We start from the raw sequence: 15,003 nt of genomic DNA, 5'->3' as shown, positions 1-15,003 counted from the left end.
TCGAATTCACCCGGGCGCGACAGATGCGTGACATCGCCGGTATGCAGCATGAGGGCGGGCTGCGCGGCGCGCGCGGCGGCCAGGCTCTCCTGCAGGGTCGCCATCGGGTCCGGGTTGGGCGCGGCATTGAAGCCGAGATGCGTGTCGCTGATCTGGACGAAGCCGAAGCCGCCGGCGGCGGCCTGCGCCTGCGCCGCGGCGCTGCCGAGCAGGGCAGAGCGCGGCACGCCACCGCTGACGGTCCAGAGCAGGCCGCTGCCGCCCCAGAGCATGCAGGTGAGCGCGCGGCGGCGGGATTGCGGGTGGTGGTCCATGGCGGTCCCCTCCTGGTCAGGTTCCGCGGGGTAGACCGGCCGGCAGGGCGATTTATTCGGGGCGGGCGGGCGGAATTTCTCCTGCTAGGATGGCCGCCATGAGCGATCGATTCCGCAACGCACCCGCCATCCGGGCCCCGCGCGGCCTGGAGAAGTCCGCGAAGCACTGGACGACCGAGGCGCCGCTCCGGATGCTCATGAACAACCTCGACGAGGAGGTGGCGGAGCGCCCGGGCGAGCTGGTGGTCTATGGCGGCATCGGCCGCGCCGCACGGGACTGGCGGAGTTACGAGACCATCGTCTCGGTCCTGCGACGGCTCGAGGAGACGCAGACCCTGCTGGTGCAGTCCGGCAAGCCGATCGGCGTCTTCGAGACCCACCGGGACGCGCCGCGCGTGCTGATCGCCAACTCGAACCTCGTTCCGCGCTGGGCGAGTTGGGAGCATTTCTCCGAGCTCGATCGCCGCGGGCTCATGATGTACGGCCAGATGACCGCGGGGTCCTGGATCTATATCGGCTCCCAGGGGATCGTGCAGGGCACCTACGAGACCTTCGCCGAGGCCGGGCGGCAACATTTCGGCGGGAACCTGCGCGGCCGGTGGATCCTGACGGGCGGGCTCGGCGGCATGGGCGGGGCGCAGCCGCTGGCCGGCGTCTTCGCCGGGGCCTGCGTGCTGGCGGTGGAATGCCAGCCCTCCCGCATCGAGAAGCGGCTGGAGACCAAGTACCTCGACCACCGCGCCGACGACCTCGACATGGCGCTCGCCATGATCCGCCAGGCCTGCGGCGCCGGGCGCGCCATCAGCGTCGGCCTGCTCGGCAATGCCGCCGAGGTGTTTCCTGAGCTGGTCCGCCGCGGCGTGGTGCCCGACATCGTCACCGACCAGACCAGCGCGCATGACCCGGCCAACGGCTACCTGCCCGCCGGCTGGACGCTGGCGGAGTGGGAGGCGAAGCGGGAGAGCGACCCGGCCGCGGTCGCCGCGGCGGCGAAGCGCAGCATGGTGCAGCACGTGCAGGCGATGCTGGACTTCCAGGCGCGCGGCGCCAAGGTGCTAGACTATGGCAACAACATCCGGCAGATGGCCAAGGAGGAAGGGCTGGAAGGCGCTTTCGGCTTCCCGGGCTTCGTGCCGGCCTATATCCGCCCGCTCTTCTGCCGCGGCATCGGCCCCTTCCGCTGGGCGGCCCTCTCGGGCGACCCGGAGGATATCTACCGGACGGATGCGAAGGTGCGGGAGCTGATCCCGGACGACCCGCACCTGCACCAATGGCTCGACATGGCCCGCGCCCGGATCAGCTTCCAGGGATTGCCGGCGCGCATCTGCTGGGTCGGGCTCGGGCAGCGGGACCGCCTCGGCCTCGCCTTCAACGAGATGGTGGCGCGCGGCGAGATCGGGCCCATCGTCATCGGCCGCGACCACCTGGACAGCGGTTCGGTCGCCAGCCCGAACCGGGAGACGGAGGCGATGCGCGACGGCTCGGATGCCGTCTCCGACTGGCCGCTGCTGAACGCGCTGCTGAACACCGCCTCCGGCGCCACCTGGGTCTCGCTGCACCATGGCGGCGGCGTCGGCATGGGCTTCTCGCAGCATGCCGGCATGGTCATCGTCTGCGACGGCACGGAGGACGCGGCGCGCCGCCTGAAGCGCGTGCTCTGGAACGATCCCGCGACGGGCGTCATGCGCCATGCCGATGCGGGCTACGACATCGCCATCGACTGCGCGCGGGAGCATGGGCTGGACCTGCCCATGCTGGGTGGCGCGTGATCGCGCCCGGTGCCGCCGGCCTCTCCGACCTCCGCGCCGTCATGGAGGGCGCGCCGCTCGCGCTGCCCGAGGACTGGCGCGCACCGGTCGAGGCCTCGGCCGCTGCGCTCGCCGCGCGCATGGCGGGCGGCGAGGCGCTCTATGGCGTCAATACCGGCTTCGGCAAGCTGGCGAGCACGCGCATCCCCGCCGGGCAGCTCGCGCAGCTCCAGCTCAACCTGGTGCGCAGCCATGCCGCCGGCACCGGGCCGCTGCTGCCGCCGCCCGTGGTGCGGCTGATCCTGGCGCTGAAGGCCCTCTCGCTCGCCCGCGGCGCCTCCGCGGTGCGGCCGGCGGTGGTGGAGGCGCTGCTCGCCCTGCTCGACCACGGCATCGTGCCGGCCATCCCGGCACGCGGCTCGGTCGGCGCCTCGGGTGACCTGGCGCCGCTCGCGCATTGCTCGCTGGTGCTGATCGGCGAGGGCGAGGCGATCCTCGAGGGCGCGGTCCTGCCCGGCGCCGAGGCGCTGGCGCGCGCCGGCCTGGCGCCGCTCGCCCTCGGCCCGAAGGAGGGCCTCGCGCTGCTGAACGGCACGCAGGTCAGCACCGCGCTGGCGCTGGCAGCCCTCTTCGCCGCGGAGGACCTGCTGCGCACCGCCCTCGTCGCCGGCGCGATGAGCGTCGATGCGGCGCGCGGCAGCGACACGCCCTTCGATGAGCGCATCCATGCGCTGCGCGGCCAGCCCGGCCAGATCCGCACCGCGACAGCGCTGCGCGGGCTGCTGGCCGGCAGCGCCATCCGCGAGAGCCACCGCATCGGCGACCCGCGGGTGCAGGACCCTTATTCGCTGCGCTGCCAGCCGCAGGTCGTCGGCGCCTGCCTCGACCTGCTCGGGCATGCCGCGCAGGTGCTGGCGCGGGAGGCGAATGCCGTCACCGACAACCCGCTGGTGGTAGACGGCGAGGTGCTGTCGGGCGGCAATTTCCACGCCGAGCCGGTGGCCTTCGCCGCCGATGCCATCGCCCTGGCGCTGGCCGAGCTGGGATCGATCAGCGAGCGACGGACCGCCCTGCTGACCGACCCGGCGCTTTCGGGCCTGCCGGCCTTCCTGGTGCGGGACGGCGGGCTCAATTCGGGCTTCATGCTGGCGCAGGTGACGGCGGCCGCGCTGGTCGCGGAGAACCGCGCGCTGGCCACGCCGCGCAGCGTCGACAGCCTGCCGACCAGCGCGAACCAGGAGGATCATGTCAGCATGGCGACCGGCGCGGCGCTGCGGCTGCACGACATGGCGGACAACCTGGCGGGGATCCTCTCGATCGAGTTGCTGGCGGCGGCGCAGGGCATCGAGTTCCACCGCCCGCTGCAATCCTCCGAGGTGCTCGAGCGCGCGCATGGCCTGGTGCGCGGCGGCGCCGCCGCCTGGGATGCCGACCGCGCCATGGCGCCCGACATCGCCGCGGTGAAGGCGCTGGTCGAGCGCGGCCGTTTTTCCGGGTTGGTGGATTTTTCCTAGATGTTCGACCGGGTCTGGCTGCATGCGAATCTCGCCACGATGGAGGGCGAGGGACTGGGCCTGCTGGAGGACGGCGCGGTCGCGGCGAAGGACGGCCGCATCGCCTGGGTCGGGCCGCGCGCCGCCCTGCCCGGCCCCGCCGCCGAGACGGTGGACTGCGGCGGCGCCTGGATCCTGCCCGGGCTCATCGACTGCCACACCCATCTCGTCTTCGGCGGCGACCGCGCGGAGGAGTTCGAGCGGCGGCTGGCGGGCGAGGACTATGCCGCGATCCTGAAATCCGGCGGAGGCATCCTCTCCACCATGCGGGCGACTCGCGCCGCGGACGAGGACGCACTGCTCGCCGCCGCCCTGCCGCGCGCCGAGGCGCTGATGGCAGAGGGGGTGACGACCATCGAGATCAAGTCGGGCTATGGCCTCGACCTGGAGACGGAGCTGCGGCAATTGCGCGCCGCGCGGCGGCTGGGCGCGGCATTGCCGGTCTCGGTCGTCACCACGCTGCTGGCGGCGCATGCCGTGCCGCCGGAATACAGCGGCCGCCGCGCCGACTATGCGCGCCACGTGGCGGAGCACATCGTCCCGGCCGCCGCCGAAGCCGGCCTCGCCGATGCGGTGGATGTCTTCCATGACGTCATCGCCTTCGACGACGCGGAGACCGCCCTGGTGCTGGAGGCCGCGCGCCGCGCCGGCCGGCCCGTAAAGCTGCATGGCGACCAGCACGCCGATGCCGGCAGCGCGGCGCTCGGCGCGCGGCACGGCGTGCTCTCGGTCGATCACCTCGAGCATGCGAATGCCGCGGGCCTCGCCGCCATGGCGGCGGCGGGCAGCGTCGCGGTGCTGCTGCCGAGCGCGACCTATTTCCTGCGGGAGGCGGCGCGGCCGGACATCGCCGCCATGCGCGCGGCGGGGCTGCGCATGGCGGTCGCGACGGACTGCAACCCCGGCTCCTCCCCTGCCCTCTCGCTGCTGCTGATGCTGAACATGGCCTGCACCCTCTACCGCCTGACGGTCGCCGAGGCGCTGCGCGGCGTCACGGTCCATGCCGCCGCGGCCCTCGGGCTTGCGGATCGCGGCCGCCTCGCGCCCGGGCTGCGCTGCGACCTCGCCCTCTACCGCATCGCCCGCCCGGCCGAGCTCTGCTACTGGATGGGCCGCAACCCCTGCATCGGCCGCGTGGTCGAAGGACGCTGATGACCGCACCGACCGTTGCCGAGATCCAGGCCATCATGCGCGCGGGTGTGCCGCTCGCGGCCGAATGGGGCATCGAGGTGCTGGCCGCCGAGGCCGGGACCGCGCTGGTCCGCCTGCCCTTCCGGCCCGTGCTGCTGCGGCCGGGCAATACCGTCTCCGGCCCCGCCATCATGGGCCTCGCCGATGTCGCGATGTGGGCCGCGCTGCTCAGCGTGACGGGGGGCAAGGACGAGAGCGTGACGAGCAGCATGACGGTGAACTTCCTCCGCCCCGCCGGCGACGGCCCGGTGCTGGCGGAGGCGCGCATCGTCAAGCGCGGCCGCCGGCAGGTCTTCGGCGAGATCCTGATCCGCGCCGAGGGATCGGAGGAGCTGGCGACGCATATCACCACGACCTGGACGGTCATCGCACCCGCGGCGCGGTGACATCGCGGGGACGGAACGCGGCGCTGCCGCTGGCGTTGCCGCCGGCATGCGCCGCCTCGCCCTGCTCCTCCTCTGCCTCGCCGCCCTGCCTGCCCGGGCCGCCGTCTTCGACGAATTCCAGGTCTTCGACGGCCGCATCACCGAGCCGCGCGGCTTCGACCTGAACTTCCACCTGAATTTCGGCCGCAAGGGAATCCACGAGCCGGGCGAGGGCGCGCCCCGCAACGGCGCGCTCTTCACCGCCGAGATCGGCTACGTGACCGCCCCTTGGCACGAGGTCGCGCTCTACCTGCCGGTGGCGAAGGAGTTCTCCGGCGACGTCTTCGGCGGCGGCTTCAAGCTGCGCAACAGCTTCGTCGTGCCGGGCGCCGGCGACCGGCCGCTCGCCCTCGGCTTCGACGTCGAGTTGCGGAACCAGTCCTACCGCTTCACCTCGGCGGATTGGGGCGTCACCCTGCGGCCGATCATCGACCTGCGCCGCGGGCCCTGGCAACTCATCCTCAACCCCGGCGTGGAATTCCCGCTGGGACGCGAGGGACCGATCTTCGCGCCGGCGGTGCGCGGCGTGCTGCAGGTGTCGGAGCGCGCCTGGCTCGGCCTCGAGCACTACATGGATTTCGAGCGCATCGACCGGCCCGCGAAGCCGGCGGGCCAGGCGCATCAGCTCTTCGTCACCACGGACTACAAGATCAGCGAGCGTTTCGCGCTGCAGTTCGGCCTCGGGCATGGGCTGACGCATGCCAGCGACCGCTGGCTCGGCAAGGTCATCCTGTCGGTCGATTTCTGAGGCGTTGTAACCGTCGAAAAACTGGGAAATGCGCAGCTACAAACGATAGCGCTGCCGTTACCCGCGAATCCGGTGTAGCCTTCCGGCGGCGGCGTGGGCGCAAGCGCAGCGCGCCGGCCTTGCCTGCGGCGGAACTCGGCCCGCGGGCTTCCTACATTTCTGGATTTCTCGCGCCATGGCACAGGCCCAACGCATCCCCGATCTCGCTGCGCGGCGGGGCTATCATCACGGCAACCTGCGGGAAGCACTGCTGGAAGCCACGCGCCAATTGGTCGCCGAACGCGGCCCGCAAGGCTTCACCCTGACCGAGGCGGCGCGCCGCGCCGGCGTCTCCCCGAGCGCGCCCTATCGCCACTTCAAGGACCGCGAGGAGGTGCTGGCGGAACTGTGCCGGCGCGGCTTCACGCTGTTCGGCGAACGCCTGCGCGCCACGGCGGCGGGTGCCGCCAGCCCGGCCGAGGCGCTGCGCCGCATGGGCCCGGCCTATCTCGCCTTTGCCCGTGAGGAGCCCGGCTATTACGCCGCCATGTTCACCTTCCAGCCGACCCAGTCGGGCGAGGAATGCGAGCCGACCGCGAAGGATGGGCCCTTCGACACCCTGGCCAGCGCCCTCGACGGGTTGCTGCCGCAGGACGGGCGCGACCGGCGCCTGGTGGCGCTGCAGGTCTGGGCTCTGTCGCATGGCGTGGCGATGCTGGAGCGGGCCGGCGTGCCGCCGCCCGACAGCGATGCGCCGCCGGCCGAGGCGGTGCTGGACAGCGGCGTGGCGGCGCTGCTGGGCCGGAAGTAGCCCTCGGCCGGGGCCGGCACCGATCAGCGGGGCTGCGCCGCAAGAAGGCAGCCGGGCCTCAGTCCACCCGTGCCCCGGACCGCCGGACGATCTCCGCCCAGCGCGCGAGGTCGGCCTCGTGCACCCGCCGGAACCCCTCGGGCGAGGTGTCCGCCGGCGGCGTGATGCCCTGGCTCTCCACCAGCCAGGTGCGGAATTCCGGTGACGCCAGGATCCTCGCCACCTCCGCATTCATCCGGCGCGTGATCGCCGCCGGCAGGCCGGGCGGGCCGAACAACCCGTACCAGGTGCTGCTCTCGAAGCCCGGCAGGCCGCAGGCCTCGGCCACCGTCGGCACGCCCGGCAGCGCCGCCACCGGCCGCGCCACCGTCACGCCGAGCGCGAGTGCCTGCCCCTGCGTCACCGGCCCGATCGAGGGTCCGACCTGGTTGAAGAAGAGGTCGGCATCGCCGGAGAGCAGCGCCTGGATCGCTCCGGGCTGGCCGCGATAGGGCACGTGCAGCAGGTCGAGCCCGGCGGCCGCAGCGAATTGCGCGGCGGCGAGATGCGTCGAGGCGCCGTTGCCGGTGGAGGCATAGGTCAGCGCGCCCGGCCGGGCGCGGGCCGCGGCGAGGAGGTCGGCGCAATGCCGCCAGGGCCGCTTCTCCGGGTTCACCAGCAGCACGTTCGGCACGTCGCCGAGCAGGATCACATGCGTCACGTCCCGCAGCGGATCGAAGGGCAGGCTGCGGTAGAGCGCGGCATTGATCGCATGCGTGCCGGCGGTGCCGAGCAGGAAGAGGGTGCCGTCCGGCCGCGCCTTCGCCACCGCATCGCTGGCGATGTTGCCGCCGGCGCCGGAGCGGTTGTCCACCACCACCGGCTGGCCGAGAGCGCGGGTCAGCGGCTCGGCGAGCTTGCGGGCATAGATGTCGGTGCCCGCGCCGTTCGGGAAGCCGCCGAGGATGGTGACGGGACGGTTGGGCCAGGCCTCCTGCGCCCGTTCCTGCGCCGGGGCAGGCCCGGCGAGCAGCAGGGCCAGCAGGATCGTCGCACCTCGGAGCATGCCGGTCGGTCCTTCGCCTGTCGGGCTCGCCCGGGCCTGTCGGCTCGAGATGTCCCGGGGCAGCCAGGGCGTGGACGATCCCCGCCGCGCCAGGCGCACCGGGACCGGGCGGCGTTGCACTGAAGACGGTTCTAGAATCGTCGCGGAGAGGCGAACAGGGCCTCGTTGCACCTTGCGGCCTGGTCCGCCGCGTGGCCGGAGCGCGGCCTCGCCCGTCCCTGGTCGGAGCCCGCCGCGGTGGCGCTGCGGCGGGAGAGGCGGCCCTGCTTGTCGGGGCCGCCCGGAGCCTTCTCGCGCCGAGCAGAGGCTCGCCGCCGGGCGTCGCCCGGCGGCGGTCTGCTCTAGCGCCCCGTCGCCGCCGTATTGGTCTGCGCCGAGGTCACCCGCCAGACGGTATCGCCCGTGTCGTCGGCGATCAGCAGCGCGCCGGTGCGGTCCAGCGTCACGCCGACCGGCCGTCCCCGGGACTCGCCCTGCCCGTTCAGGAAGTTCGTCACCACGTCCTGCGCCTTGCCGCTCGGCCGCCCGTTCTCGAAGGGCACGAAGACGACCTTGTAGCCGCTGAGGTCGGGCCGGTCCCAACTGCCATGCTCGCCGATGAAGGCGCCGCCGGCATAGCGCGCCGGCAGTGCGCCACCGCCGCCGCCGGGGCTGAAGACCAGTCCGAGCGGCGCGACATGCGAGCCGAGCGCATAGTCGGGCGGAATGGCGCGCGCCACCAGGTCCGGGCGCTGCGGCCGCACCCGCGGGTCCAGGTGCTGGCCGTAATAGCTGTAGGGCCAGCCGTAGAAGCCGCCGTCCTGCAACGAGGTCAGGTAGTCCGGCACCAGATGCGGGCCGATCTCGTCGCGCTCGTTGGCGATCGCCCAGAGCCTGCCCGATTGCGGCTCGAAGGCGAGGCCGGTCGGGTTGCGGACGCCCTCGGCGAAGAGGCGGTGGGCGCCGCTCGAGCGGTCGATTTCCCAGACCGCGGCGCGCTCGCGCTCCACGTCCAGCCCGTGCTCGGTGATGTTGCTGTTCGAGCCGACGCCGACATAGAGCTTCGTCCCGTCCGGGCTCGCGGTCAGGGCCTTCGTCCAGTGGTGGTCGATCGGGCCGCCGGGCAGTTCGGTCAGCACGGTGCCGGGCGCGGTCATGCGCGTCTCGCCGGGGGTATAGGGGTAGCGGACCAGCGCATCGGTATTGGCGACGTAGAGGTCGTTGCCGACCAGCGCCACGCCGAAGGGCGAGTGCAGGTGGTCGAGGAAGACGGACCTGACCTCGGGCGTGCCGTCCCCGTCGGCATCGCGCAGCAGGGTGATGCGGTTGCCCTCCCCGCCGCCGGCCTGGGCCGGGGTGGAGCCCTGGCTGGTGCTGGCGAAGGACTTGATGTAGCCCTGGATGACATCCTTCGGACGCTGGATGGGCTCCGTGCCCGGCGCCTTGGATTCCACCACCAGCACGTCGCCGTTCGGCAGCGCATGGACCATGCGGGGATGCGCGAGGCCATTGGCGTAGAGCCGGATGCGCATGTCGTCGGGCACGGAGGGGGATTCGCCCTGCTTCCAGCCGACGGCGCGGGCAATGTTCATCGGCGGCAGCAGGTAGTTCTGCGGCTCGGGCAGGACCGGGTCGGGGCCGACCTGCGCCTCGCGGTCGAAGGCGGGCGCCTTCTCCTGCGCCGCCGCCACCGCGCCTGCGAGCGCCAGGACGGCCAGGCCCGCCAGGGCCAGACGGTCGCGCCGCATCACGCCGCGACCCCCACGCGGTGCCGGTACACCATGGAGGCGCCGAGCCAGGCAGTGACCAGCATCACCGCCACCGTCAGCGCCGAGAGGATCAGCCCGGTCGGCACGACCGAGGTCCAGGCATCGCGGCTATGGACGAAGTTGTTGAACAGCGCCAGCACGAGCACGACGACATTGCCGAGCATGTGCGGCCAGGCCGGCCGTTGCGCCCGCACCTGGCGGTTGCCGAGGAAGTCCACCAGGCCGGCGATGGCGGCGAGCGCGCCCATGACGCCGCCGACCGCCAGCAGCCAGGCGGAGAAGTCCGCCCACATCATGTCCGCCGAGCGGGCATAGGCGATGTCGGTGAGGAGCGCGCCGGTGAAGCAGACGATCGGAAATGGCACGAGCATCGAATGGATCGGGTGGCCGGCGATCCGGGCACGCGAAACGGGGGGAGTGTCATTGGCCATGAGGGACCTCGCCGGGCGGCAACCGGCCGCCCTCGCCCCCTCTACGGTCCCGCCGCGCGGAGGTTCCGCCGGGGCGGCCTGCGGTCCGGAACACCCCTGTGATGCGGGGCGTCCGCGACGGCCCCGGGGGACGACCTGCAGGGCTGATCCGCGCCGCCGGACGTTTCCATGCCGCGGCGATCCGCCCTAGGCTTCCGGCATGAACCTGCATGCGACAGCGCCGCGCCTGGCGCGCGGCGGCAAGGCCATCTATGGCGCGCCGCTCGGCATCCTGATGCTGGAGGCGCGCTTCCCGCGCATCCCGGGCGACATGGGCAACGCCACGACCTGGCCCTTCCCGGTGCTCTACCGCGTGGTGCGCGGCGCCTCGCCCGAGCGGGTGGTGCTGCAGGGCGCGCGCGGCCTGCTGCCCGATTTTGTCGCCGCGGCACAGGACCTCGTCGCGCAGGGCGCCGAGGCGATCACCACCAACTGCGGCTTCCTCTCGCTCTTCCAGCAGGAGCTGCAGGCGGCGGTCGGCGTGCCAGTCGCCACCTCCTCCCTGCTGCAGGTGCCCTGGGTGCAGGCGACGCTGCCGCCGGGGCAGCGGGTCGGCGTGCTGACGGTGAGCCGGGGCTCGCTGACGCCGGCGCATCTCGCCGCCGCCGGCGTGCCGGCGGATACGCCGGTCATGGGCACGGAAGGAGGACGCGAGTTCTTCCGCGTGCTGATCCTGGCGGAGAAGGAGGACATGGATGTCGCGCTCGCCGAGCAGGACCTGCTCGAGGCCGGCCGTGCCCTGGTCGCGGCGCATCCCGAGGTCGGGGCGATCGTGCTCGAATGCACCAACATGCCGCCCTATGCGGCGGCGCTGCAGGACGCGCTCGGCCGCCCGGTCTTCGACATCTACTCCCTGATCACCTGGTTCCATGCGGGGCTGCGCCCGCGCCGCTTCGCGGGCTGAGGCGCGGATCGCGGCCGAGGCCCGGATGCGCAAAGGGCCATGGCGTCGCCGCCATGGCCCCTGGGATGACGAAGGCGGCGATCCGCCCCGCCGGGCTATTTCAGGTTCACCGCCTGGCGGCCGCGCTGGCCGTCGCGGACATCGAGGTCGACCTTCTCGCCCTGCTGCACATCCTGGCGCCCCGCGCGCTGGAGGACGGAGGAGTGCAGGAAGACGTCCTGGCCGCCATCCTCGGGCGTCACGAAGCCGAAGCCGCGGACCTGGTCGAACCACTTCACCGTGCCGGTGATCGAATAGGTCGGGCCGCCGGCATCGCGGTCGCCGAAGTCGCGCCGCGGCGGACGGTCGCCGAAGCCGCCCCCCGGACCGCCGGACCGCGGGCCGCCGAAGCCGCCACCCGGGCCGCCGAAGTCGCGCCGCGGCGGGCGATCGCCGAAGCCGCCACCGCCACCGAAATCGCGCCGCGGGGGACGGTCGCCGAAGCCGCCACCGCCGCCGAAGTCACGCCGCGGCGGTCGGTCGCCGAAACCGCCGCCGCCGCCGAAGTCGCGCCGCGGCGGCCGGTCGCCGAAGCCGCCTTCCCGATACGGACGCCGTGCCGCCCCGGCCGCCGCCGCCCCGCCCTCGCCGCGCCGAAGCTCGGTGATGCGGGTGACCAGCCGCCGGCCCTGGCGGTCCGTGCCGATCTCGCAGACAAGCGTGTCGCCCGTATCGGGCGGCTCGATCCCCGCCTCGGTCAACGCCGAGGCATGGAAGAACACGTCCTGTCCGTCAGGCCCCAGCACGAAGCCGAAGCCCTTGCGGGCGTTGTACCACTTGACCTGGGCCTCGATCGGCCCGGCGTCGCCCGGCATGTCAGTATCGGAAGGCACTTGATGATAGTTCCGTAGCTCGTGTGGCACGACCCGACGGGAATGCAGGGCCGCCAACTGAGAGCATGACACCGCACCGGCCCTAAAGCGAGCGCGAAATCAAGCGAAACGACGGGGATCGAAGGGGCGCGGATCGACCTCCGGCGCGCGGCCGCAGAGCATCTGCGCGACCAGCCGCGCCGTCCGCGGCCCCGCCACAAGTCCGACATGACCATGGCCGAAGGCATGGACGATGTCGGAGGTGGCGCGCGACGGCCCGATGCAGGGCAGCCCGTCCGGCATGCTGGGACGGTGCCCCATCCAGAGCTTCACCCGCTCCGCCGGCAGGTCGCGCGGCAGGCCGGGGAAGCTGCGCAGCAGGTGGTCGCGAAGAATTTCGGCCCGCTTCCAGTTCGGCGCGGCGGCGAGGCCGGCGATCTCCACCTGACCGGCGCAGCGCAGCCCGCGATTCGTCCAGGTGATCGACATCTTGCCGTCGGAGGGCATCAGCGGCGTGCGCGGGCCGGTGCCGGGATCCTCGATCATGGCGTGGTAGCCCCGCTCGGTCTCGAGCGGAACGCGGTCGCCGGCGGCGGCGGCGAGCGCCTTCGAATGCGCGCCGGCGCTGATGACGGCGCGGTCGGCGGCGATCTCGCCCTCTGCCGTCCGCACCGCGCGCAGCCGGCCGCCTTCGAGGCGGAAGCCGGTGGCGCGCGCGGCGACCCGTTGCGCGCCCTGCGATTCGGCGAGCGCGACCAGCGCCGCGACATAGGCGCCGGGATCGCGGCAATGCCCGCCCTCCTCGACCAGCGCGGCGAAGCCATAGCGCCGGTCGAGCGCCGGCTCGCGCTGGCGCAATTCCTCGGCCGAGAGTTCGAGCCACTCGATCCCGACCTGGCGGCGGATGCGCCAAGCCATCGCCTCCTGCGCGAACTCGGCGCGGGAGGGATAGACATACATCAGGCCGGTGCGCTCGATCAGCGAGCCAACGCCGGCCTCTTCGGCCAGCGCCGCGTGCAGCGCCGGGGCGTCGCGCAGGATGGCGCGCAGCGCCACCGCGGTGCGCGCGACGCGCCCCTCCGTCCAGCCCGAGAGCAGGTAGCGCGCCAGCCACGGCAGGGCGCGCGGCAGGTAGGTCCAGCGGATGGCGAGCGGCCCGAGCGGGTCGGCGATGAAGCCCGGCACCTTCCGCCACAGCCCCGGCACCGCCGGCGGGATGACCGACATGGGGCTGAGCCAGCAGCCATTGCCGTAGCTCGCCGCCTGCTCGCCACCCGGCGGGCCGGGCTCGAGGATGGTGACGCGGTGCCCCTCCTTCAGCAGGGCGAGGGCGGTGCAGGCGCCGACGATGCCGGCGCCGATGACGACGCTGTGGGTGGTCACGCCTTCTGCACCCGGCCGGGATCGGCCCCGGCCAGCAGCGAGACATGCGCCGAGACGACCTTCCAGCCGATATCGGGCAGGCGGACCATGATCTTGGTCTCCCGCCCGATGAGGCCGCTGTCGGTGCGCTGGTATTCCAGGTGGGTGCAGGCGAAGTCCCGGCCGAAGCTGGTGATGTGGACGCGGCGGATGGCGCGCGGGGCGTAGCGGGCGACGCCGGCGCGGAAGGCGCGGATGGCGTCGATGCCGTAGAGGATCTCGGTGGTGCCGAAGCGCACCGTGCGCGGATCCGCCCAGAAGCTGTCGTCCAGCACAGCGGTGTCGTTCTCGGCGATGGCGCGCTCGTAGCGGTCGAAGACGGCGCGCGCCTCGGCGATCACCGCCGGGTCGTCGATCTGCATGCGGCAAGACTCCTGGGATCGGGCCGAGGATGCCGCGGCAGCGACGGGCCGCAAAGCCGGCCCGGGCGGGAGCGGCGGGCAAAAGATGACAGCGAGTTCACATGCCTTCGCTCACAAAATACTGAATACAATTTGGCGTCACATTTCCCTGGGACCCGATTTGATGCTGGACGCCCTCTCGCCCGCGCCCGTGCTGCTGCCCGCCCTCGCCGACCACGGCTTCCTCTTCGCCACCGGCATCGAGAACAGCGCGCCCACCATCCTGGGCCCGGACGGGAGCCGCATCCGGCGCGACCAGATGATCGAGTGCCGGCATTACGACCGCTGGCGGGACGACCTGCTGCTGACCCGGGAGATCGGCTGCAACGCGCTCCGCTACGGGCCGCAGCTCTACTCCACCATGCGCGAATCCGGCCGGCACGACTGGTCCTTCGCCGACGAGAGCTTCCCCGAGCTCCGCCGCCTCGGCATCCTGCCGATCGTCGATCTCTGCCATTTCGGCGTGCCGGACTTCATCGGCGACTTCCAGAACCCCGACTTCCCCGCGCTCTTCGCCGACTATGCCCGGGAATTCGCGGCCCGCTTCCCCTGGGTGCAGCTCTATACCCCGGTGAACGAGATGTTCATCACCGCGGTCTTCAGCGCCAAGTACGGCTGGTGGAACGAGCGTCGGACCGACGACCGCAGCTATGTCACCGCCATCCGCAACGTCGTCCGCGCCAATGTGCTGGCGATGCGCGCGATCCTCGAGGTCCGGCCGGACGCCGTCTTCATCCAGTCGGAATCGACCGAGCATTTCCACCCCGAATGCCCGCGCGCCCTGCCGCATGCCGAGCACCGCAACGCCGAGCGCTTCCTCACGCTGGACCTCAACTACGGCCGGCGCGTCTGCTCCTCAATGTACGAGTACCTCATGGACAACGGCATGCCGCGGGAGGAATACGCCTTCTTCATGCGCGGCCGGGAGCTGCGCCGGCACTGCGTGATGGGCAACGACTGGTACATCACCAACGAGCACCTCATCAACGGCGAGGGCCATTGCCGCCGCGCCGACGAGGTCTTCGGCTACGACACCGTCACGCGCGACTACTACGCCCGCTACGGTCTGCCGATCATGCATACCGAGACCAACATGGACGAGGGCCCGCGCGGCGACGAGGCCGAGCGCTGGCTGTGGAAGCAGTGGTCCGGGATCATGCGCCTGCGGCAGGAAGGCCTGCCGATGCTGGGCTTCACCTGGTATTCGCTGAACGACCAGATCGACTGGCACAGCGCGCTGCGGGAGAAGCGGGGCGACGTCCACCCGCGCGGCCTCTACGACCTCGACCGCAACATCCGCAACGTCGGCCGCGCCTACAAGCGGCTGATCGAGGCCTGGACGCCGGTGCTGCAGTCCGAGGGCCACCTGACGGGACTGCGCGCCTCGGCGTGA

The 15,003-nt window shown here is 72.4% G+C and carries 14 protein-coding genes; 8 read left to right on the top strand and 6 right to left on the bottom strand.

Annotated features, from left to right (window positions below):
- The first annotated feature begins 412 nt into the window (after positions 1-412).
- From hutU to Q7A36_RS05235, 6 genes are all read left to right on the top strand, one after another.
- Positions 413-2,083, top strand: a complete 1,671-nt coding sequence (hutU, locus tag Q7A36_RS05260) for a urocanate hydratase (protein ID WP_305102619.1) — start codon at positions 413-415, stop codon at positions 2,081-2,083.
- Complete coding sequence (gene hutH / locus Q7A36_RS05255; RefSeq protein WP_305102618.1) at positions 2,080-3,576, top strand: histidine ammonia-lyase; 1,497 nt, start codon at positions 2,080-2,082, stop codon at positions 3,574-3,576. The genes hutU and hutH overlap by 4 nt, the downstream gene beginning before the upstream one ends.
- Positions 3,577-4,767, top strand: coding sequence for an imidazolonepropionase (gene hutI / locus Q7A36_RS05250; RefSeq protein WP_305102617.1), 1,191 nt, complete (start codon positions 3,577-3,579; stop codon positions 4,765-4,767).
- A complete protein-coding gene (locus tag Q7A36_RS05245; protein WP_305102616.1) occupies positions 4,767-5,192 on the top strand; it encodes a PaaI family thioesterase in 426 nt (141 codons plus the stop codon). The genes hutI and Q7A36_RS05245 overlap by 1 nt, the downstream gene beginning before the upstream one ends.
- A 46-nt stretch (positions 5,193-5,238) precedes the next feature.
- On the top strand, positions 5,239-5,979 hold the full coding sequence (locus Q7A36_RS05240) for a hypothetical protein (protein ID WP_305102615.1): 741 nt from the start codon (positions 5,239-5,241) through the stop codon (positions 5,977-5,979).
- Between the two features lie 175 nt (positions 5,980-6,154).
- The gene (locus Q7A36_RS05235; RefSeq protein WP_305102614.1) at positions 6,155-6,769 is read left to right on the top strand and encodes a TetR/AcrR family transcriptional regulator; all 615 of its coding nucleotides are present in this window, start codon (positions 6,155-6,157) and stop codon (positions 6,767-6,769) included.
- A 58-nt stretch (positions 6,770-6,827) separates the two neighbouring features.
- Here the strand turns inward: Q7A36_RS05235 and Q7A36_RS05230 are convergent, their stop codons facing one another.
- The 3 genes from Q7A36_RS05230 to Q7A36_RS05220 all read right to left on the bottom strand — a co-directional run bounded on the left by Q7A36_RS05230 (position 6,828) and on the right by Q7A36_RS05220 (position 9,933).
- A complete protein-coding gene (locus tag Q7A36_RS05230) occupies positions 6,828-7,814 on the bottom strand; it encodes a Bug family tripartite tricarboxylate transporter substrate binding protein (RefSeq protein WP_305102613.1) in 987 nt (328 codons plus the stop codon).
- Positions 7,815-8,155: 341 nt separating this feature from the next.
- Entirely contained in the window at positions 8,156-9,541 is a 1,386-nt protein-coding gene (locus Q7A36_RS05225) for a PQQ-dependent sugar dehydrogenase (protein ID WP_305102612.1), read from the bottom strand.
- Entirely contained in the window at positions 9,541-9,933 is a 393-nt protein-coding gene (locus Q7A36_RS05220; RefSeq protein ID WP_305102611.1) for a DUF2231 domain-containing protein, read from the bottom strand. The genes Q7A36_RS05225 and Q7A36_RS05220 overlap by 1 nt, the downstream gene beginning before the upstream one ends.
- A 259-nt stretch (positions 9,934-10,192) precedes the next feature.
- Between Q7A36_RS05220 and Q7A36_RS05215 the strand changes: the two genes are divergently transcribed.
- Positions 10,193-10,936: an aspartate/glutamate racemase family protein gene (locus Q7A36_RS05215; protein ID WP_305102610.1), complete on the top strand. Its 744-nt coding sequence runs from the start codon at positions 10,193-10,195 to the stop codon at positions 10,934-10,936.
- 95 nt (positions 10,937-11,031) lie between these two features.
- Here Q7A36_RS05215 and Q7A36_RS05210 read toward each other — a convergent pair whose 3' ends face one another.
- The 3 genes from Q7A36_RS05210 to hpxZ all read right to left on the bottom strand — a co-directional run bounded on the left by Q7A36_RS05210 (position 11,032) and on the right by hpxZ (position 13,571).
- Complete coding sequence (locus Q7A36_RS05210) at positions 11,032-11,790, bottom strand: cold-shock protein (RefSeq protein WP_305102609.1); 759 nt, start codon at positions 11,788-11,790, stop codon at positions 11,032-11,034.
- Between the two features lie 117 nt (positions 11,791-11,907).
- The gene (locus Q7A36_RS05205; RefSeq protein ID WP_305102608.1) at positions 11,908-13,170 is read right to left on the bottom strand and encodes an NAD(P)/FAD-dependent oxidoreductase; all 1,263 of its coding nucleotides are present in this window, start codon (positions 13,168-13,170) and stop codon (positions 11,908-11,910) included.
- Positions 13,167-13,571 (bottom strand): oxalurate catabolism protein HpxZ, encoded by a 405-nt coding sequence (gene hpxZ / locus Q7A36_RS05200; protein ID WP_305102607.1) that lies wholly within the window; start codon positions 13,569-13,571, stop codon positions 13,167-13,169. The genes Q7A36_RS05205 and hpxZ overlap by 4 nt, the downstream gene beginning before the upstream one ends.
- 163 nt (positions 13,572-13,734) lie before the next feature.
- On the opposite strand from hpxZ, the gene Q7A36_RS05195 reads away from it, so the two are divergent.
- Positions 13,735-15,003 (top strand): family 1 glycosylhydrolase, encoded by a 1,269-nt coding sequence (locus Q7A36_RS05195; protein ID WP_305102606.1) that lies wholly within the window; start codon positions 13,735-13,737, stop codon positions 15,001-15,003.

It is taken from the genome of Paracraurococcus lichenis (assembly GCF_030657435.1).
GTDB lineage: Bacteria > Pseudomonadota > Alphaproteobacteria > Acetobacterales > Acetobacteraceae > Paracraurococcus > Paracraurococcus lichenis.
Note: the sequence above shows the minus strand (reverse complement) of the source record. Positions and strands in the feature narration are given on the sequence as shown.

Bases quoted from the DNA above. Each gene is read 5' to 3' on its own strand.
- hutU (WP_305102619.1), top strand. From the start codon at position 413: ATGAGCGATCGATTCCGCAACGCACCCGCCATCCGGGCCCCGCGCGGC.
- hutI (WP_305102617.1), top strand. From the start codon at position 3,577: ATGTTCGACCGGGTCTGGCTGCATGCGAATCTCGCCACGATGGAGGGC.
- Q7A36_RS05245 (WP_305102616.1), top strand. From the start codon at position 4,767: ATGACCGCACCGACCGTTGCCGAGATCCAGGCCATCATGCGCGCGGGT.
- Q7A36_RS05240 (WP_305102615.1), top strand. From the start codon at position 5,239: ATGCGCCGCCTCGCCCTGCTCCTCCTCTGCCTCGCCGCCCTGCCTGCC.
- Q7A36_RS05235 (WP_305102614.1), top strand. From the start codon at position 6,155: ATGGCACAGGCCCAACGCATCCCCGATCTCGCTGCGCGGCGGGGCTAT.
- Q7A36_RS05230 (WP_305102613.1), bottom strand. From the start codon at position 7,814: ATGCTCCGAGGTGCGACGATCCTGCTGGCCCTGCTGCTCGCCGGGCCT.
- Q7A36_RS05225 (WP_305102612.1), bottom strand. From the start codon at position 9,541: ATGCGGCGCGACCGTCTGGCCCTGGCGGGCCTGGCCGTCCTGGCGCTC.
- Q7A36_RS05220 (WP_305102611.1), bottom strand. From the start codon at position 9,933: ATGCTCGTGCCATTTCCGATCGTCTGCTTCACCGGCGCGCTCCTCACC.
- Q7A36_RS05215 (WP_305102610.1), top strand. From the start codon at position 10,193: ATGAACCTGCATGCGACAGCGCCGCGCCTGGCGCGCGGCGGCAAGGCC.
- Q7A36_RS05210 (WP_305102609.1), bottom strand. From the start codon at position 11,790: ATGCCGGGCGACGCCGGGCCGATCGAGGCCCAGGTCAAGTGGTACAAC.
- hpxZ (WP_305102607.1), bottom strand. From the start codon at position 13,571: ATGCAGATCGACGACCCGGCGGTGATCGCCGAGGCGCGCGCCGTCTTC.
- Q7A36_RS05195 (WP_305102606.1), top strand. From the start codon at position 13,735: ATGCTGGACGCCCTCTCGCCCGCGCCCGTGCTGCTGCCCGCCCTCGCC.